Source organism: Streptomyces sp. NPDC006610 (assembly GCF_040611575.1).
In the GTDB taxonomy this organism is placed as follows: domain Bacteria; phylum Actinomycetota; class Actinomycetes; order Streptomycetales; family Streptomycetaceae; genus Streptomyces.
Window position 1 is genome coordinate 35819 of sequence record NZ_JBEXOP010000034.1, and the last position, 19012, is coordinate 54830.

Genomic DNA, 19012 nt, shown 5'->3' on the forward strand with positions numbered 1-19012 from the left:
AGACGACGGACAGGACAGGGCGGGCGAACCCGGAAGAGTTCGCCCGCCCTTACGCCGTGCGTTACTTGGTGACGCCCGCGTCCTTGAGCGCCTTCTCCCAGTCGGCGACGCTGCCCGGGTTGCTGATCACCTTGTCGTTGATCTTTATGGTCGGGGTCGAGTCGACGCCCTCGGCGTCGTCGAACGACTTGCTCATCCGCATCGCCCAGGCGTCGTAGGTGCCCTTCTCGACGGCGTCCTGGAACTTCTTGTTGTTCTTCAGGGCGTCGACGGTGTCGGCCACCTTGATCAGGTACTCGTCCTTGGCGAACTCGTCGGTGGACTCGGCCGGGTGGTGCTCCGCCGAGTACAGCGCCGCCTTGTAGTCGAGGAACGCGTCGGTGCTCACGTTCAGCGCGGCCCCGAGCGCGCTGAGCGCGTTCTTCGAGCCCTCGCCGCCGAGGTTGCCGTCGAGGAAGGTGCCGAGGGTCAGGGAGAGCTTGTAGTCGCCGTCCTCCACGCCCTTGTTGACGGTCTCGCCGATGTTCTGCTCGAAGGAGGCGCAGGCCGGGCAGCGCGGGTCCTCGTACAGGTGGACGACGTGGTCGGTCTCGGAGTCGCCGATGAGGATGGTCGTGCCGTCCTTGCCCGAGGTGTTGGCGGGGGCGACCACCTTCGCGTCGGCGACCTCCTCCCAGTGCGTCGGCGCGTTGCCCTGGACGACGGCGTAGCCGATGCCGCCGGCCACCGCGAGGACGCCGACGACCGAGCAGGCGACGACGATCTGCCGCTTCGCCTTCTCGCGCTTGGCCTGACGCTCGCGCTCCTGGCGCAGACGCTCACGGGCGGCCGCCTTGGCGGCCTGGTTGTTCCGCTTGCTCATGGTGATGGTCTCCGTGTGGGACGCGCACATGTCGTACGCGGTTGCGTGTGGGGGTGGAATGCGTGCTCGGGGCGCCGCTCAGACGAGGGCGGGGGAGCACGGCGGGCCACGCCGTCCCAGGGAGTGTGCGAGCAGCAGTTCGCGCTTGGGCGCCGCGCGGCGGACGGGCCGGGGCGCCGGCCGGGCGGGCGCGACGGGCCGGGGGGTGCGCGCGGCGGTGGCCAGCAGCAGCGGCCGGAAGGTGGTGGTGGCTGCCGCCCGCAGCAGCTGGGCCAGCGCGCGCTCGCCGCGGTCGAGCCAGGCGGCGGCGAGCAGGCCGACGCCGACGTGGGCGCCGAGCAGCAGCCAGGCGGTCTGGGGGTGCGCGTCGGCGAGCAGGGCGGCGAGCCGGTCGGTGGCCGTGGAGGTGGTCCCGGCCATCCGCGCCAGTGGGGCGCCGACCTCCCCGGCGCACAGCACGTCCAGGCCGACCGAGCGCAGCGGGCCGGCGACGGGGCCGCCCGCCCGGCCGTAGCAGGCGTGCTGGCCGGCCGTGAACACCGTGTCGGCGGCCAGCTCCAGCGGGATCAGCACGGCGGCGATCCGGCCGAAGCCGCGCTCCCGGCCGGCCAGGGCGTACGCGAGGACGAACACCGCGGCGGCGATGACGGTCACCGTGCTCAGCGGCAGCGGGGCTCCGGACAGCAGCACGTGCGACGCGGTGCTGAGCGTCACGACGACCGCCGTGAACAGCGCCGCGCGTACGGCCCTGAGCTGTCTCCCGGATATGTCCATGGCAGTGGAGAGTGTGACACGGACCGCCTAAGGGACTCCTAAAGGGTTCCTGTGAGCGGCCCGCGCCGGGGCGAGGCGGGTCCGAACGGGGCGAGGGGGGTCCGGAACGGGGCGAGGGCCCGGCGAGGGGCGGGAGTCGCCGGGGCCGGTCAGAGGCCGGGGATGCGGCCGTTGCGGAACAGGTCGAGGAAGGTCTGGTGGTCGGCACGCGCGCGTGCGCCGTAGCTGTGCGCGAAGTCCACCAGCAGCGGCGCGAAGCCCTCCTCGTCGGCCGCGATGGCCGCGTCGATGGCCCGCTCCGTGGAGAACGGCACCAGCTCCGAGTGACCGCTGTCGTCGTCGGCGGCCGAGTGCATGCTGGCCGTGGCCCGGCCGAGGTCGGCCACCACCGCGGCGATCTCCTCCGGGTCGTCGATGTCGCCCCAGTCCAGGTCGACGGCGTACGGCGACACCTCGGCGACCAGCTGCCCGCGCCCGTCCAGCTCGGTCCAGCCCAGCCACGGGTCGGCGTGCGCCTGGAGGGCGCGCTGGGAGATCACCGTGCGGTGGCCCTCGTGCAGGAAGTACTCGCGGATCGCCGGGTCCGTGACGTGCCGGGAGACGGCCGGGGTCTGGGCCTGCTTGATGTAGATCACGACGTCGTTCTCCAGGGCGTCGCTGTGCCCCTCCAGCAGGATGTTGTACGACGGCAGCCCCGCCGAGCCGATCCCGATGCCGCGCCGCCCCACGACGTCCTTGACCCGGTAGGAGTCCGGGCGGGCCAGCGACGTCTCCGGCAGCGTCTCCAGATAGCCGTCGAAGGCGGCCAGCACCTTGTAGCGGGTGGCCGCGTCCAGCTCGACGGAGCCGCCGCCCGGGGCGAACCGGCGCTCGAAGTCCCGGATCTCGGTCATCGAGTCCAGCAGCCCGAACCGGGTCAGCGAGCGGGCGTCGCGCAGCGCGTCCAGCAGCGGCCCCTCGGCGGTGTCCAGGGTGAACGGCGGCACCTCGTCGTTCTTGGCTCCCGTGGCCAGGGAGTGCACGCGCTCGCGGTAGGCGGCGGCGTAGATCCGCACCAGCTCGGTGATCTGCTCGTCGCTGAGCGCCTTGGCGTAGCCGACGAGGGCGATGGAGGCGGCGAAGCGCTTGAGGTCCCAGGTGAAGGGGCCGACGTACGCCTCGTCGAAGTCGTTGACGTTGAAGATCAGCCGGCCGGTGGCGTCCATGTACGTGCCGAAGTTCTCGGCGTGCAGATCGCCGTGGATCCACACCCGCGAGGTGCGCTCGTCCAGATACGGCCCGCCGCGCTTCTCGTCCGCGAGGTCGTGGTAGAAGAGGCACGCCGTGCCCCGGTAGAACGCGAACGCCGAAGCGGCCATCTTCCGGAACTTCACCCGGAACGCGGCCGGGTCGGCGGCCAGGAGTTCGCCGAACGCGGTGTCGAGGACGGCGAGGATCTCCTCGCCGCGTCGCTCGTCGCTGAGCTGCGGAAACGACATCGCCGGGTGCCTCCTGGTACGGGGTGGTGCCTCACCTGTGCGGACGCTGCGTCCGTCACCTTCCAACGTCCGAAGGTACGCCGGAGTGCCCGCACGATGTCAGCGGCGAGGCATAGACTTCGCAGCTGTCTCCCGGACCGTCCCCGGCCGGTCGGGACCCCGTCGACGTCCGTTTGCCCTGGAGGCCGAAACCGTGTCAAAGCCGCCGTTCACGCACCTGCACGTCCACACCCAGTACTCGCTGCTGGACGGTGCCGCGCGGCTGAAGGACATGTTCAACGCCTGCAACGAGATGGGCATGACGCACATCGCCATGTCCGACCACGGCAACCTGCACGGCGCCTACGACTTCTTCCACTCCGCGCAGAAGGCCGGCATCACCCCGATCATCGGCATCGAGGCGTACGTCGCCCCCGAGTCCCGGCGCAACAAGCGCAAGATCCTCTGGGGCCAGCCGCACCAGAAGCGGGACGACGTCTCCGGCTCCGGCGGTTACACCCACAAGACGATGTGGGCGGTGAACAAGACCGGCCTGCACAACCTCTTCCGCCTCTCCTCGGACGCCTACGCCGAGGGCTGGCTGCAGAAGTGGCCCCGGATGGACAAGGAGACCATCTCGCAGTGGTCCGAGGGCATCGTCGCCTCCACCGGCTGCCCCTCCGGCGAGGTGCAGACCAGGCTGCGCCTCGGCCAGTTCGACGAGGCCCTCAAGGCCGCCGCCGACTACCAGGACATCTTCGGCAAGGACAAGTACTTCCTGGAGCTGATGGACCACGGCATCGACATCGAGCACCGGGTCCGTGACGGACTGCTGGAGATCGGCCGCAAGCTCGGCATCCCCCCGCTGGTCACCAACGACTCCCACTACACGTACGCGCACGAGGCCGGCGCCCACGACGCGCTGCTGTGCATCCAGACCGGCAAGAACCTCTCGGACCCGGACCGCTTCAAGTTCGACGGCACCGGCTACTACCTGAAGTCCACGGACGAGATGTACGCCATCGACTCCTCGGACGCCTGGCAGCAGGGCTGCGCCAACACGCTCCTGATCGCCGAGATGGTCGACACCACGGGCATGTTCGAGAAGCGCGACCTCATGCCCAAGTTCGACATCCCCGAGGGCCACACCGAGGTCACCTGGTTCAAGGAGGAGGTCCGCCGCGGCATGGAGCGCCGCTACCCCGGCGGCATCCCCGAGGACCGGTGGAAGCAGGCCGAGTACGAGATGGACGTCATCATCTCGATGGGCTTCCCGGGCTACTTCCTCGTCGTCGCCGACTTCATCATGTGGGCCAAGAAGCAGGGCATCGCGGTCGGCCCCGGCCGGGGCTCCGCGGCCGGCTCGATCGTCGCCTACGCCATGGGCATCACCGACCTCGACCCCATCCCGCACGGCCTGATCTTCGAGCGGTTCCTCAACCCCGAGCGCATCTCCATGCCCGACGTCGACATCGACTTCGACGAGCGCAGGCGCGTCGAGGTGATCCGGTACGTCACGGAGAAGTACGGCGCCGACAAGGTCGCCATGATCGGCACGTACGGCACCATCAAGGCGAAGAACGCCATCAAGGACTCCGCGCGCGTGCTGGGCTACCCGTACGCCATGGGCGACCGTCTGACCAAGGCCATGCCGCCGGACGTCCTCGGCAAGGGCATCCCGCTCTCCGGCATCACCGACCCGAGCCACCCCCGCTACTCCGAGGCGGGCGAGATCCGGGCGATGTACGAGAACGAGCCCGACGTGAAGAAGGTCATCGACACCGCGCGGGGCGTGGAGGGCCTGGTCCGGCAGATGGGCGTGCACGCGGCCGGCGTGATCATGTCCAGCGAGACCATCACCGACCACGTCCCCGTCTGGGTCCGGCACACCGACGGCGTCACCATCACCCAGTGGGACTACCCGAGCTGCGAGTCGCTCGGCCTGCTGAAGATGGACTTCCTGGGCCTGCGCAACCTCACCATCATGGACGACGCCGTCAAGATGGTGAAGGCCAACAAGGGCATCGACATCGACCTGCTGTCGCTGCCCCTGGACGACCCCACGACCTTCGAACTGCTGCAGCGCGGCGACACCCTCGGCGTCTTCCAGTTCGACGGCGGCCCCATGCGCTCGCTGCTGCGGCTGATGAAGCCCGACAACTTCGAGGACATCTCCGCCGTGTCGGCCCTGTACCGGCCGGGCCCGATGGGCATGAACTCCCACACGAACTACGCGCTGCGCAAGAACGGGCAGCAGGAGATCACGCCGATCCACCCCGAGCTGGAGGAGCCGCTCAAGGAGGTCCTGGACGTCACCTACGGCCTGATCGTCTACCAGGAGCAGGTGCAGAAGGCCGCCCAGATCATCGCGGGCTACTCGCTCGGCGAGGCCGACATCCTCCGCCGCGTGATGGGCAAGAAGAAGCCCGAGGAACTGGAGAAGAACTTCGTCATCTTCCAGGCCGGCGCCCGCAAGAACGGCTACAGCGACGAGGCCGTCCAGGCGCTGTGGGACGTGCTGGTGCCGTTCGCCGGCTACGCCTTCAACAAGGCGCACTCGGCGGCGTACGGACTGGTGTCGTACTGGACCGCCTACCTCAAGGCGAACCACCCCGCCGAGTACATGGCCGCCCTGCTCACGTCCGTCAAGGACGACAAGGACAAGTCGGCGATCTACCTCAACGAGTGCCGCCGCATGGGCATCCGGGTCCTGCCGCCGAACGTCAACGAGTCCGAGGCCAACTTCGCCGCGCAGGGCGACGACGTGATCCTCTTCGGCCTGTCCGCGGTCCGCAACGTCGGGCAGAACGTCGTCGAGTCGATCATCAAGTGCCGCAAGGCGAAGGGGAAGTACGCCTCCTTCCCCGACTACCTCGACAAGGTCGACGCGGTCGTCTGCAACAAGCGCACCACGGAGTCGCTGATCAAGGCCGGCGCCTTCGACTCGATGGGCCACACCCGCAAGGGCCTGACGGCGCAGTACGAGCCGATGATCGACAACGTGGTCGCGGTCAAGCGCAAGGAGGCCGAGGGCCAGTTCGACCTCTTCGGCGGCATGGGCGAGGACACCGGCAGCGAGCCCGGCTTCGGGCTGGACGTGGAGTTCTCCACCGACGAGTGGGAGAAGACGTACCTGCTCGCCCAGGAGCGCGAGATGCTCGGCCTGTACGTCTCCGACCACCCGCTGTTCGGCCTGGAGCACGTGCTGTCCGACAAGGCCGACGCGGGCATCGCCCAGCTCACCGGCGGCGAGCACGCGGACGGGGCGGTCGTCACCATCGGCGGCATCATCTCCGGCCTCCAGCGCAAGATGACCAAGCAGGGCAACGCCTGGGCGATCGCCACCGTCGAGGACCTCGCCGGTTCCATCGAGTGCATGTTCTTCCCGGCGACCTACCAGCTGGTGTCCACCCAGCTCGTCGAGGACGCCGTGGTGTTCGTCAAGGGCCGGCTCGACAAGCGCGAGGACGTGCCGCGGCTGGTCGCGATGGAGCTGATGGTCCCCGACCTGTCCATGGCCGGGACCAACGCCCCCGTCGTCCTCACCATCCCGGCCACCCGGGTCACCCCGCCCATGGTCAGCCGTCTCGGTGAGATCCTCAGCCACCACAAGGGCGACAGCGAGGTCCGGATCAAGCTCCAGGGCCCGACCAGGACGACCGTGCTGCGCCTGGACCGGCACCGGGTCAAGCCGGACCCGGCGCTCTTCGGCGATCTGAAGGTGCTGCTGGGACCGTCCTGCCTGGCCGGCTGAGCGACCGTCGTGACACGAGGGGCGCACCCCGGCAGCGGGTGCGCCCCTCGTCGTGCGTCCGGACCGCGGCGGCCCGGTCCGCCACCGATCGGATGTGGCCGACCGGGTGCGGCCGACCGCGTCGTGGTCGATCAGCCCGGGCCGCTCAGTTGTGGCCGAAACGCTTGTGCCGGCCCTTGGGGCTCATGGCGCCCGGCGTCACCTGTGTGGTGCGCTCCTCGGCGGGCGGCTCCATCACGGACGGCTGGGCATCCTGCCGGGCGCGCTCGGATCGCGGCTGCTTCCGGTCACGGTTCTTGTTCTTGGCCATGGGGTGCCTCCTGTGGGGTATCTAGGGGCCAGGGCCGGGACCAGATTCACATAGCCCGACACGGACCGCATGTCGGATAATTACCGTCTGTGACAAGGGGCATGGCCGGTCGAAACCGCGAAACGCCACGCCGAAGATCCAGTTCCGGCCGTTAACCCACGCGTGGTCGGGCAGACTCGAAGCAAGCCGGAAGCAAACCTCCCGGAAAGAGGGTGGATCGCGTGGACCGCTGCATCGTCCTGGTGGACGCCGGGTATCTGCTGGGGGCCGCGGCGAGTCTCCTCGCCGGGGAACCCTCACGGTCCCGGATCACCGTGGACCACGCCGCCCTCATCCAGGGGCTGCGCGAGCGCGCCGAGTCCGACACGCGGCAGCCGCTGCTGCGCATCTACTGGTTCGACGGCGCCCCCGACCGCGTCCCGCAGCCCGAGCACCGAAGACTGCGCGTGATGCCCCGCGTCACGGTCCGCCTCGGCGCCCTGACCCGCAGCGACGGCCGCTGGAACCAGAAGGGCGTCGACGCCGCCATGCACGCCGAGCTGACCGAGCTGGCCCGCAACCGCGCCTGCTCCGACGTCGTGCTGGTCACCGGCGACGGCGATCTGCTGCCGGGCATGATGGCCGCCAAGGAGCACGGGGTCGCCGTGCACCTGTGGGCCGTTCAGGCCGCCGACGGCGACTACAACCAGTCCGAGGACCTGGTCGCCGAGGCCGACGAACGGCGGGTGCTGGACCGCGCCTGGATCACTCAGGCCGTACGGGCCAAGGAGCTGACCGGGGTGTGCGCGCCGCCGCCCGCGCCGCGTCCCGAGATCGCGGCGATCCTCTCCGCGCCGCTGCCCGAGTCCGCTCTCGCCACCACGCCCGAGCGGACCACCGAGCCGAGCCCGCACCGGACGCCGGCCGCCGCCGGGCACAACGGCTCCACCGAGCGCCCGCCGACCGTCAAGGGCGTGCCCACCCCGAAGGACCTGGCCGCCCTGCGCGCGCACGGCAGCCAGGCCCAGCCCGCCGACCGGCAGCCGCCGACCGCGACCCTGCGCTGGTCCTCCGACAAGGGCTGGGTCGACCGGCCCGGCGCCGCAGCCGAGCCGCCCGAGGTCGCCTCCATGCCGACGCTGGCCCAGCTGACCACGGCCGAGCAGCGCTGGGCGGACCGCGAGGAGGACATCACCACCGTCGGCGGCGACCCCTACGAGGTCGGGCAGGTGTTCGCTCGGCGGTGGATGTCCCGGCTCGGCGACCAGACCCATCTGCAGCGGCTCTCCGGAATGTACCCGCGCATTCCGCACCGCATCGACGGCGAACTGCTGCGCTACGCCGCCCGCTTCGGGCTGCTCGCCCACAAGGACGACCAGATCGACGAGCACGACCGGTACGCGATCCGGGCCGGTTTCTGGCGCGAGGTCGACGTCCGCACGGCGGCGGAGCAGGCGCCTGCGGCGGAGTGACGGCAGCACGGGCGCGCGGCGGGCGCGTACGGGGCGGGGCGCGGTACGGGTCCCGTGCGTCGAAAGCCCGCACCCGTGGCCCGGAGCGCGCCGGCGGCGCCCGAGTGGCGGTCTGTGCCCGCGGGGAAGCGTCCCGGGGGTGGCGGCGGGCCCGCCCCGCGGTGGGGTGGCAACGTGGCCGTGGGGTGGCGGTGCACGGGGGCCTGCGGGGGAGCACGAGGCCGTGAGGGCCTGACCGGCGGCGCCTGCGGCTTGGGAACGCGCGTGGCCGAGTGGCGGCCTGCGTCCGTCCGGCAGGGCATGTCCCACGGCGTGAACTGTCGCGTCCCCGCCCCCGCCCCGCCCTCGCCTCGCGGCTCGCGGAGAGGGCGGGCGGCCCCGTTCCGCCGTGGCGGAGGGGAGAAGTGGCGGCCCCGCCCGTGCGCGACAGCGCGCCCGCGGCGGCGCGACGGCCCGGGCGGGCCGCCTCACGCCGCCCGTCGTGGAGCGGTGGCGGAGGGGCGCTCGAGTCCCGGGGGAGCCGTGGTCGAGCGGTGGTGGACGCCGCGGTGCACTGCTGCCGTGATTGATCTGCGTTGCGGCCGAATTCTCCCCGGGGGCCGCCCCCGGGGCGAGCGGGGGCCGGGGACCCCGTAGTCTCGTTCCTTGTGAGTACGCGCATGGCACAGGACTTCGGGACCGGTGGGGAGGTCGTGTGTGCGGTGCGCGGGCTGACGAAGACCTATCCGGCGGTCCGCGCGCGGCGCGGCGCGCCGGGGACTCCCGAGGTGCGTGCCACCGACGACGTACGGCTCGACGTACGGCGCGGTGAGATCTTCGGGCTGCTCGGACCCAACGGGGCCGGCAAGTCCACCCTCGTCCGGCAGATCACCGGGCTGATGCGGCCCGACGGCGGGAGCGTCGAGATCCTCGGCCACGACATCGTGCGCCACCCTGAGCGCGCCTCGCGCATCCTCGCCTACCTCGGTCAGGAGTCCACGGCCCTGGACGAGCTGACGGTGTCGCTCGCGGCCGAGACGACCGGGCGGCTGCGCGGCCTGGACGCACGCAGGGCGCGCGCCGAGCGCGACGAGGTACTCGACGAGCTGGGTCTGACCGGGATCGCCGGGCGCCCCCTGAAGAAGCTGTCCGGCGGGCAGCGGCGGCTGGCCTGCTTCGCGGCGGCGCTGGTCGGGGAGCGTCCGCTGCTGGTGCTGGACGAGCCGACCGCCGCCATGGACCCGGCGGCCCGGCGGGCGGTGTGGTCGGCCGTCGACCGGCGGCGCGCCGAGCGCGGCACGACCGTGCTGCTGGTCACCCACAACGTCATCGAGGCCGAGACGGTCCTGGACCGGGTCGCCGTCCTCGACCGCGGCCGGGTGATCGCCTGCGACACCCCGGCCGGACTGAAGGAACAGGTCGCCGGCGAGGTACGGGTCGACCTGGTGTGGCGGGAACGGGCGCCGCTGGACGTGCCCGAGGTCGCCGCGCTGCGCGACCGGGCGGAGGAGTCGGGACGCCGCTGGACGCTGCGGCTGGCCCCCGAGGAGGCCCGCGCGGTCGTCTCCACCGTGACCGGCGGGGCCGCCTTCGCCGCGCTGGACGACTTCACGCTCACCACGCCCAGCCTGGAGGACGTGTACATGGCGCTGGGCGGGGCGGCCCGGCAGGGGCTGGTGAAGGCGTGAGCGCGCGCACGGCGGCACGGGCCCGCGAGGCAACACGCCTGAGCGGCGGGACCGCGGCATCCGTACCCGTACGGAACAGGACGGCCGCCCCAGTGGACACCGGGAGAGGGAGCACCGCGACGTGAGTGTCGTACCCGCAGAGGCTCTGCCGGGCAGTGCCCGGGCCGTCGAGGGCCCCGCCCGGCGCGCGGCCGAACTGGCCCCGGCGGCCCGGCTGTGGCCGTCGCTGGCGGCCGTGTACCGGGCGCAGCTGTCCCGGGCGCGGGTCGCGCGCATACCGCTGCTGTTCGTCGCCACCTTCCAGTCCGTCGGCATCATGATCATGATGCGCGGCGTGGTGGACGGCGCGGGCGAGGCGCGGTTCGTGGTGGCCGGCTCCTCGGTGGTGGTCGTCGCCTTCGTCGCGCTGAACCTGCTCGCGCAGTACTTCGGGCAGCTCAGGGCCACCGGAGGGCTCGACCACTACGCCACGCTGCCGGTGCCGCCCGCGGCGGTGGTGCTGGGGGCGGCCGGGGCCTACGCGTCGTTCACCGTGCCGGGGACGATCGTCACGGCCGTCTTCGGGTGCCTGCTGTTCGGGCTGCCGCTGACCCATCTGTGGGTGCTGCTGGCGGTGATCCCGCTGGCCGGGGCCGCGCTCGCCGGGCTCGGCGCGGCGTGCGGGCTGCTCGCGCCGCGTCCCGAGCTGGCCACGCTGCTCGGGCAGCTGGGCATGTCGGGGGCGCTGCTGCTGGGTGTGCTGCCGCCCGACCGGATGCCGGGGATCGTCCGCCTGGTGCGGGAGCTTCTGCCGTCGACGTACGGCGTCGAGGCGTACGCCCGGACCTTCGCCGCCGAGCCGGACTGGGCGCTGGTCGCGGGGAACCTCGCGGTGTGCGCCGGGGTCGGGATGATCTCGCTGGCCGTGGCCACCCTGGCGTACCGGCGGGCTGCCGTCCGGTGACGCGCCGGGCGGGCGGGCCTGGCACGATGTCAGGGTGACAGCACCGTTGACGCCGCCTCCACAGCCGCACGAACCGTCCTCGCACCAGCCGTGGTCGCCTTCGCCCGCCGACGCGGCGCCCCCGGTCCCGGCCGTGGACGACGGCGCCGGGATAGGCGCCGAGGTGCGCGAGGCCGTGCTGATCACGGTGGCCGTCGCCCTCGCCGGGCTGGTGCTCGGCCTGCTGTGGAACCTGCTCGCGCCCCGCGTCCCGCTGGTCGGCGACGTCGTGGACGGCGGCTGGGTGGTGTACCTCAAGGACACCGAGGGCGAGCAGTCGATCGGCGTCGACGGAACGTTCACCCTGCTCGCTCTGGCCTTCGGCGCCGTCAGCGCGGTGGCCGTGTTCCTGCTGCGCCGGCGCGGGGGAGTGCCGGGCGTGGTCGCGCTGGCCGTCGGCGGCCTGCTGGGCTCGCTGGTCGCCTGGCGAGTGGGCGTCTGGCTGGGGCCCGCCGAGGACGTGCTGGCCCACGCGAAGGAGGTCGGCCGGGGAACGGCGTTCTCCGCGCCCCTCAAGCTCTCGGCCAAGGGCGCCCTGCTGGCCTGGCCCATGGCGGCCCTGCTGACCCACCTGGGCCTGATGGCCCTGTTCACGTCCCGGGAGCCGGACCCCGTGGGACCCCTTCCCTACGGCCCGCCCCCGAAGTAGCCGGAAGCAGCCTCCTGCCCTACGACCGGCCCGAAGCAACCCTCCACCTGCACGACCGGCTCCCCAGGCAGCCGCAAGCAGCCGCAAGCAGCCGCAAGCAGCCGCCAGCCGCGGGGCCGGCGCGGCCCGGTCGCTCCCCTCCGGGCGCGGCAGCGGGCCGGAACGGTCGGGGCGTCAGGGGCGGCCGATCGGGGCCACGGTCGCGTCCGTCAGTTCGGCCAGGGCCGACGGAGACAGCTCCACCTCCAGGCCGCGGCGGCCCGCCGAGACGCAGATGGTGGCGTGGGCGCCCGCCGAGGCGTCCAGGACCGTGGGGAGCTTCTTGCGCTGGCCCAGCGGGGAGATGCCGCCGCGCACATAGCCGGTCGTGCGCTCCGCGAGGGCCGGGTCGGCCATGGTCGCGCGCTTGCCGCCCACCGCAGACGCCAGGGCCTTCAGGTCCAGGGAGCCGGCCACCGGCACCACCGCCACCGTCAGGGCGCCGTCCACGTCCGCCACCAGCGTCTTGAACACCCGGTCGGGGGACACGCCCATCGCCTCGGCCGCCTCCTCGCCGTAGGAGGGGTGGGCCGGGTCGTGGTCGTAGGAGTGGATCGTGTGCTCCACCCCCGCCGCGGTCAGCGCCACCGTCGCGGGCGTGCCGCCGGACTGCTGCTTCTTGGACTTCTTCGCCATCCGCTCGTCACCAGGTTCAGTTGAGGCTCGTAGGGTTCCGCGTCAGGTCCGGCGCGGGCAGTGACGGCAGGGTACGGATGATCGCCGTCTCCGAGCGCAGCAGCCTCAGCTCGTCGCGCAGCCGCGAGGCGGTGTCCGGCGCCTGCAGCAGCCGCTGCTTGGTGGGCGTGTCCAGCATCATCGCCGCCGCCACCAGGTACGACACCACCGACGGCTCGTCCGGCAGCTCCGCACCCGTCGTCAGCGACCGCTCCCGCGCCCCCGCCAGCCGCTTCTGGTACTGCCGGAAGGCCCGCAGCACCCCCTCGGCCAGCGCCCCCGCCTCGTCGCCGGGGTCCTCCTCCAGTTCCTCCAGCTCCGCCGTCAGATACGGCCCCGACGCGTCCACCGACAGCAGCCGCACCCGGGTCGTGCCCGTCGCCAGCACCTCGAACGTGCCGTCCGCCCGCTCCCGGATCGTCGCCGCGTCGGCCACGCAGCCCACGCCGTGGAACGCCTTCACCGGATCGGCGCCGAAACCGGCCGCGGGACCCCGTTCGGGCCGGGCCGTCGGGTCGGGCATGCCGGGCGCGGTCGCCGCCACCTCGTGTCCGTCGCGGATCGCCACGACGGCGAAACGCCGCGGCTCGTCCTCCGGCGTCTTCGACAGGGCGCGCATCATCGCGCGATAGCGCTCCTCGAAGACGTTCAGCGGGAGGACGAGTCCCGGGAACAGCACCGAGTTCAGGGGGAAGAGCGGCAGCCGGACGGTGGTCACGACGCAAGAGCCTAATGGTCGGCGCGGCGCGCGCGTCCGCCCCGCCCCCGCCCGGCCCCTCAGCTGCGCCGCAGCAGCCGGGTCGCGCCCGCCGCGACCGTCGTCGCCAGGACCCAGCCCAGCAGGATCATCGCAGCCGCCAGCCACTGCCAGCCGCCGCTCAGATGCCAGAACCCGGTCTGCCCCAGCTCGATCACCGGAAGCAGCAGGTCCAGGGCGAACAGCGCCGGATTCCACGGGGGGTGGCCGTCCCGCCCGCCCGTCTCCGGCCGCCCCGCCGACGCGAACGCCAGCGACCCCGCCGCCCACAGCACCGCCATCCACACCGCGGCCCGCCCCGGCCGGTACCCGTAGGCCACCGTCCAGTCCTGGGCGTACCCCCAGAGCTTCGCGGCCGGCGGCAGCGTCTCGCGGCGCCGCCGCTGCTTGGCGAGCAGCACCTCGCGGGCGTCCTCGTCCTCGCCGCACGCCCGCAGCACCGCGGCCAGCCGCTCGTACGGCTCCGGGTTGTACTCGGCGGTCGCCGCGGCCACCCACCGCAGGCGCTCGGCCAGCGAGAAGGGGCCGCGCGGCACGAGCGTGTCGTAGGCGAAGCCGGGCATGTGCAGACCGCCCGGCGCCGGCCAGCTGCTCGCCCGGTCGACCAGGTTGCCCACCCGCGCCCCGGACAGCACGACCGAGCCCCGCTTCGGCCGCTCCCCGAGGAACCGCAGCTCCGGCACCTGCACCCGGCGCAGCGACAGCTCCTGCTCGTCGGTCAGGACGAAACGCGCGCCGTCGAAGTCCACCGCGTCCCCGAACCGCCCGTCGTCCAGCCGCACCCCGCCCTGGCACTCGAAGTTCTGCACCCGGGTGCCCTGCGCCGGAGTGGTCCCGCTCAGCTGCGGGCCGCCGATGCCGGCCGGCGTCAGATAGAGCGTGCGCCCGACGCTCAGCTGCGGGGCGTTGAGCGCGCGGCGCGTGTACGGGTTGAGCAGCCGCGCCCCGCGCAGGCTCAGCGAGCCGCCGACCGTCGCACTGCGCAGGCTCACCTCGCCGTGCGCCTCCAGCATCTCGGACTGCAGGTCCTGCCCGACGCCGATGCCGTCCGCCGCGATCGCCCGCCCGTTGCGGTCCCGGTACACCACGGCCTGGTTGAGCAGCAGGTCGGTGCCTATCTGCGCGTCGGTCAGCCGGATCCCGGCGTGGAACCGGCAGCGCGGCAGGTGCAGATCGCCCTCGGTGTGCATCCGCGCCGCCTCCAGCCGCGGCACCGAGCAGTTCACCAGCCGCACGGTCTTGAACTGGGTCTCCGGCAGCAGCACCTCCCGCTCGAAACGGCAGTCGTGCAGCTCCACGTACGGCACGACCGTGCCGCCCGCCAGATCCAGCGTGCCGCTGACCCGCACGCCCACCAGCTTCAGCGCGGACACCCGGCCCGCCAGCGCCGGCGGCCCGTCCAGCAGCAGCCAGCACACGATGCGCGCCCGCACGGTCCGCCCGTCGTCCCACTCGCGCGCCCCGTGCGGGTCGTCCTCCTCGGTGTCACCGCTGCGCAGGTCGTACACCGTGCCGTTGCGGAACGCCTGCCACATCCCGGCCTCCGCGGCGGTCAGCCCCTCCGGCAGCTCCCCGTCGCGGACGCCGGCCCCGTCGGTCACGATGGTCCCTCCTTCCTCCCGCGTTCCTCACGCGCCTCACTTCCCTCGTACAGCTGTTCATGCCCGTTCGGTGACGCCTTGAACACTCAACGTGACCATCTCTTTGGGTGACGGTCACCCCGCGTGAGCGGAGTCTCGTATCAGCCATTGGGACACGCGGACGACGCCCCTGCCGGGTCTGCGAGAATTGAGGGCGTGATCTCCCGAATCGATCTGCGCGGCGACGCCCTCCCGGAGGGTCCCGCCCTGCGCGACCTGCTGCCCCGAGCCGACTTCGACGTTGCGGCCGCCCTGGAGAAGGTGCGGCCGATCTGCGAGGCCGTGCATCATCGGGGCGACGCGGCGCTGATCGACTTCGCCGAGAAGTTCGACGGCGTCACGCTCGACCAGGTGCGGGTCCCGGCCGCGGCGCTGGAGCGCGCCCTGGAGGAACTGGACCCGGCCGTGCGCGCGGCCCTGGAGGAGTCCATCCGCCGCGCCCGCCTCGTCCACCGCGCACAGCGCCGTACGACCCACACCACCCAGGTCGTGCCCGGCGGCTCCGTGACCGAGAAGTGGGTCCCCGTCGAGCGGGTCGGGCTGTACGCGCCCGGCGGCCGGTCGGTCTACCCGTCCTCCGTGATCATGAACGTCGTGCCCGCCCAGGAGGCCGGCGTCGGTTCGGTGGCGCTCGCCTCCCCGGCCCAGGCCGAGTTCGGCGGGCTCCCGCACCCGACGATCCTCGCCGCCTGCGCCCTGCTCGGCGTGGACGAGGTGTACGCCGCGGGCGGCGCCACCGCCGTCGCGATGTTCGCGTACGGCACCGAGTCCTGCCCGCCCGCCAACATGGTCACCGGCCCCGGCAACATCTGGGTCGCCGCCGCGAAGCGCTACTTCACCGGCCGGATCGGCATCGACGCCGAGGCCGGCCCCACCGAGATCGCGGTGCTGGCCGACGCCACCGCCGACCCGGTGCACGTCGCCGCCGACCTGATCAGCCAGGCCGAGCACGACCCGCTGGCCGCCGCCGTGCTGGTCACCGACTCGCCCGGACTGGCGGACGCCGTCGAGAAGGAGCTGGAGCCGCAGGTCGCGGCCACCAAGCACGTCGACGACCGGATCGTCCCGGCCCTGGCGGGCCGGCAGTCCGCCATCGTCCTGGTCGACGGCGTCGAGGAAGGGCTGCGGGTGGTCGACGCCTACGGCGCCGAGCACCTGGAGATCATGACCGCCGACGCGGCGGCCGTCGCCGACCGGGTGAAGAACGCCGGCGCGATCTTCATCGGCCCCTGGGCCCCCGTCTCGCTCGGCGACTACGCGGCCGGCTCCAACCACGTCCTGCCCACCGGCGGCTGCGCCTGCCACTCCTCCGGCCTGTCCGTCCAGTCCTTCCTGCGCGGCATCCACATCGTGGACTACACGCGGGAGGCGCTCGCCGAGGTCGCGCACCACGTCGTGACGCTGGCCGAGGCGGAGGACCTGCCCGCGCACGGCGCGGCGATCAAGGCGAGGTTCGACTGGAAGGTTCCCGAGGGCAAGTGACCGCCAACATCCCCATGTCCCCGTGGGACGAGCTCCCCGTCCGCGACGAGCTGCGCGGCAAGTCCCCCTACGGCGCGCCCCAGCTGGACGTGCCGGTACGGCTGAACACCAACGAGAACCCCTACCCGCTGCCCGAGCCGCTCGTCGAGCGGATCGCCGAGCGGGTGCGCGAGGCGGCCCGCCACCTCAACCGCTACCCGGACCGGGACGCGGTCGAGCTGCGCACCCGCCTCGCCGCGTACCTGACCGACACCACCGGCCATCCGGTCGGCCTCGCCAACGTCTGGGCGGCGAACGGCTCCAACGAGGTCATCCAGCAGCTGCTGCAGACCTTCGGCGGACCCGGCCGCACCGCGATCGGCTTCGAGCCGTCGTACTCGATGCACGGCCTCATCGCGCGCGGCACCGGCACCGGCTGGATCTCCGGACCCCGCAACGACGACTTCACGATCGACCTCGCGGCGGCCGAGAAGGCCATCGCCGAGCACCGGCCGGACGTCGTCTTCGTCACCACCCCGAACAACCCGACCGGCACCGCCGTGCCGCCCGAGACGGTGATCGCGCTCTACGAGGCCGCGCAGGCCGCCAAGCCGTCGATGGTGATCGCGGACGAGGCGTACGTCGAGTTCAGCCACGGCGACTCGCTGCTGCCGCTGATGGAGGGCCGCCCGCACCTGGTGATCTCCCGCACCATGTCCAAGGCGTTCGGCGCGGCGGGCCTGCGCCTGGGCTACCTCGCCGCGCACCCGGCCGTCGTCGACGCCGTCCAGCTGGTCCGGCTGCCCTACCACCTGTCGGCCGTCACCCAGGCGACCGCGCTGGCCGCCCTGGAGCACACCGACACGCTGCTCGGATACGTGGAACAGCTGAAGGCCGAACGGGACCGCCTGGTGGGCGAACTGCTCGCGACCGGCTACGAGGTCACGGCCTCGGACGCCAACTTCGTGCAGTTCGGCCGCTTCGCCGACGCCCACGAGGCGTGGCGCAGGATCCTCGACCGGGGCGTCCTGGTCCGGGACAACGGCGTGCCCGGATGGCTGCGGGTCACCGCCGGAACCCCCGAAGAGAACGACGCGTTCCTCGACGCGGTCCGTGAGCTGAAGAAGGAGATGAACGCATGAGCCGCGTGGGACGCGTGGAACGAGTCACCAAGGAGACCTCGGTCCTGGTCGAGATCGACCTCGACGGGTCCGGCAAGGTCGACGTGGCGACCGGCGTCGGCTTCTACGACCACATGCTCGACCAGCTCGGCCGGCACGGTCTGTTCGACCTCACCGTCAAGACCGAGGGCGACCTGCACATCGACTCCCACCACACCATCGAGGACACCGCCCTCGCGCTCGGCGCCGCCTTCAAGCAGGCCCTCGGCGACAAGGTGGGGATCTACCGCTTCGGCAACTGCACGGTCCCCCTGGACGAGTCCCTCGCCCAGGTCACCGTCGACCTCAGCGGCCGGCCGTACCTCGTGCACACCGAGCCGGAGAACATGGCACCGATGATCGGCGCGTACGACACCACCATGACCCGGCACATCCTGGAGTCCTTCGTCGCCCAGGCCCAGATCGCGCTGCACGTGCACGTGCCCTACGGGCGCAACGCCCACCACATCGTGGAGTGCCAGTTCAAGGCGCTCGCCCGGGCCCTGCGCTACGCCTCGGAGCGCGACCCGCGCGCGGCCGGCATCCTCCCCTCCACGAAGGGCGCGCTGTGAACGGGCTGTCGACGCTGCTGATCGTCGTCGGGCTGTTCTTCCTCGGCGGCGTCTACTCCTTCGTCAAGCAGGAGATGCCCAAGGGCCTGATCGTGCTGCTCTCCGTCGGCGCCGCGATGTGCCTCGTCGCCGGCGTCCTGCGGCTGGAGGTGTGGAATTGACCGGCAACACCAAGCGGGTCGTCGTCTTCGACTACGGCTTCGGCAACGTCCGCTCCGCCGAACGCGCCCTCGCGCGCGTGGGCGCCGACGTCGAGATAACCCGTGACTTCGACAGGGCCATGAACGCCGACGGCCTGCTCGTCCCCGGCGTCGGCGCCTTCGCCGCCTGCATGCGCGGGCTCAGGGAGGCCCGCGGCGACTGGATCGTGGACCGCAGGCTCGCCGGCGGGCGCCCCGTCATGGGCATCTGCGTCGGCATGCAGATCCTCTTCGGGCGCGGCATCGAACACGGCGTCGAGACCGAGGGCCTGGACGAGTGGCCCGGCACGGTCGGACCGCTCCAGGCCGACATCGTGCCCCACATGGGCTGGAACACCGTCGACGCGCCGGCCGGCTCCGAGCTGTTCGCCGGCCTGGACGCGGACGCGCGCTTCTACTTCGTCCACTCCTACGCCGTCCACGACTGGACGCTGGAGGCGCACAACCCGGCGATGACCGCCCCCAGGGTCACCTGGTCGACCCACGGCAAGCCCTTCGTGGCCGCCGTGGAGAACGGCGCCCTGTGGGCCACGCAGTTCCACCCCGAGAAGTCCGGCGACGCCGGCGCGCAGCTGCTCACCAACTGGATCGGAACCCTGTAG

17 protein-coding genes are annotated in these 19012 nt (G+C 72.4%); 10 read left to right on the forward strand and 7 right to left on the reverse strand.

Features of this window, described 5'->3' with window-relative positions; all coding sequences use genetic code 11:
• Positions 1 to 61 precede the first annotated feature (61 nt).
• The 3 genes from ABZY13_RS24760 to ABZY13_RS24770 form a co-directional block, all read right to left on the reverse strand.
• On the reverse strand, positions 62 to 862 hold the full coding sequence (locus tag ABZY13_RS24760; RefSeq protein ID WP_356634319.1) for a DsbA family protein: 801 nt from the start codon (positions 860 to 862) through the stop codon (positions 62 to 64).
• 78 nt (positions 863 to 940) lie between these two features.
• Positions 941 to 1636 (reverse strand): hypothetical protein, encoded by a 696-nt coding sequence (locus ABZY13_RS24765; protein WP_356634321.1) that lies wholly within the window; start codon positions 1634 to 1636, stop codon positions 941 to 943.
• Between the two features lie 149 nt (positions 1637 to 1785).
• Positions 1786 to 3114: a DUF2252 domain-containing protein gene (locus tag ABZY13_RS24770; RefSeq protein ID WP_356634323.1), complete on the reverse strand. Its 1329-nt coding sequence runs from the start codon at positions 3112 to 3114 to the stop codon at positions 1786 to 1788.
• 193 nt (positions 3115 to 3307) lie between these two features.
• Here ABZY13_RS24770 and dnaE point away from each other — a divergent pair, with 193 nt between their 5' ends.
• Positions 3308 to 6847, forward strand: coding sequence for a DNA polymerase III subunit alpha (gene dnaE, locus ABZY13_RS24775; protein WP_356634325.1), 3540 nt, complete (start codon positions 3308 to 3310; stop codon positions 6845 to 6847).
• A 145-nt stretch (positions 6848 to 6992) separates the two neighbouring features.
• Here dnaE and ABZY13_RS24780 read toward each other — a convergent pair whose 3' ends face one another.
• Complete coding sequence (locus tag ABZY13_RS24780; protein WP_356634327.1) at positions 6993 to 7157, reverse strand: hypothetical protein; 165 nt, start codon at positions 7155 to 7157, stop codon at positions 6993 to 6995.
• Positions 7158 to 7378: 221 nt separating this feature from the next.
• Here ABZY13_RS24780 and ABZY13_RS24785 point away from each other — a divergent pair, with 221 nt between their 5' ends.
• From ABZY13_RS24785 to ABZY13_RS24800, 4 genes are all read left to right on the forward strand, one after another.
• Positions 7379 to 8608 carry an NYN domain-containing protein gene (locus tag ABZY13_RS24785; RefSeq protein ID WP_356634329.1) on the forward strand — a complete coding sequence of 410 codons (1230 nt, stop codon included), beginning with the start codon at positions 7379 to 7381 and terminating at the stop codon, positions 8606 to 8608.
• Positions 8609 to 9300: 692 nt separating this feature from the next.
• A complete protein-coding gene (locus ABZY13_RS24790) occupies positions 9301 to 10275 on the forward strand; it encodes an ABC transporter ATP-binding protein (RefSeq protein ID WP_356634402.1) in 975 nt (324 codons plus the stop codon).
• Between the two features lie 121 nt (positions 10276 to 10396).
• Positions 10397 to 11218 (forward strand): ABC transporter permease, encoded by an 822-nt coding sequence (locus tag ABZY13_RS24795; protein WP_356634331.1) that lies wholly within the window; start codon positions 10397 to 10399, stop codon positions 11216 to 11218.
• Between the two features lie 34 nt (positions 11219 to 11252).
• Positions 11253 to 11906 (forward strand): AAA family ATPase, encoded by a 654-nt coding sequence (locus ABZY13_RS24800; protein WP_356634333.1) that lies wholly within the window; start codon positions 11253 to 11255, stop codon positions 11904 to 11906.
• A 174-nt stretch (positions 11907 to 12080) separates the two neighbouring features.
• Here the strand turns inward: ABZY13_RS24800 and ybaK are convergent, their stop codons facing one another.
• The 3 genes from ybaK to ABZY13_RS24815 are packed head-to-tail and all read right to left on the reverse strand — an operon-like array spanning position 12081 to position 14978.
• Positions 12081 to 12581 carry a Cys-tRNA(Pro) deacylase gene (gene ybaK, locus ABZY13_RS24805; RefSeq protein WP_356634335.1) on the reverse strand — a complete coding sequence of 167 codons (501 nt, stop codon included), beginning with the start codon at positions 12579 to 12581 and terminating at the stop codon, positions 12081 to 12083.
• 16 nt (positions 12582 to 12597) lie between these two features.
• Positions 12598 to 13338, reverse strand: a complete 741-nt coding sequence (locus tag ABZY13_RS24810) for an LON peptidase substrate-binding domain-containing protein (protein ID WP_356634337.1) — start codon at positions 13336 to 13338, stop codon at positions 12598 to 12600.
• A gap of 59 nt (positions 13339 to 13397) precedes the next feature.
• Positions 13398 to 14978: an oxidoreductase gene (locus ABZY13_RS24815; RefSeq protein WP_356634339.1), complete on the reverse strand. Its 1581-nt coding sequence runs from the start codon at positions 14976 to 14978 to the stop codon at positions 13398 to 13400.
• Positions 14979 to 15173: 195 nt separating this feature from the next.
• Here ABZY13_RS24815 and hisD point away from each other — a divergent pair, with 195 nt between their 5' ends.
• The 5 genes from hisD to hisH are packed head-to-tail and all read left to right on the forward strand — an operon-like array spanning position 15174 to position 19012.
• Positions 15174 to 16499, forward strand: a complete 1326-nt coding sequence (gene hisD / locus ABZY13_RS24820; protein WP_356634341.1) for a histidinol dehydrogenase — start codon at positions 15174 to 15176, stop codon at positions 16497 to 16499.
• 14 nt (positions 16500 to 16513) lie between these two features.
• A complete protein-coding gene (locus ABZY13_RS24825; protein ID WP_356634404.1) occupies positions 16514 to 17620 on the forward strand; it encodes a histidinol-phosphate transaminase in 1107 nt (368 codons plus the stop codon).
• Positions 17617 to 18210 carry an imidazoleglycerol-phosphate dehydratase HisB gene (gene hisB / locus ABZY13_RS24830; protein ID WP_356634343.1) on the forward strand — a complete coding sequence of 198 codons (594 nt, stop codon included), beginning with the start codon at positions 17617 to 17619 and terminating at the stop codon, positions 18208 to 18210. Before ABZY13_RS24825 ends, hisB begins: the two co-directional genes overlap by 4 nt.
• Entirely contained in the window at positions 18207 to 18371 is a 165-nt protein-coding gene (locus ABZY13_RS24835) for a hypothetical protein (protein WP_356634345.1), read from the forward strand. The genes hisB and ABZY13_RS24835 overlap by 4 nt, the downstream gene beginning before the upstream one ends.
• The gene (gene hisH / locus ABZY13_RS24840) at positions 18362 to 19012 is read left to right on the forward strand and encodes an imidazole glycerol phosphate synthase subunit HisH (RefSeq protein WP_356634347.1); all 651 of its coding nucleotides are present in this window, start codon (positions 18362 to 18364) and stop codon (positions 19010 to 19012) included. The genes ABZY13_RS24835 and hisH overlap by 10 nt, the downstream gene beginning before the upstream one ends.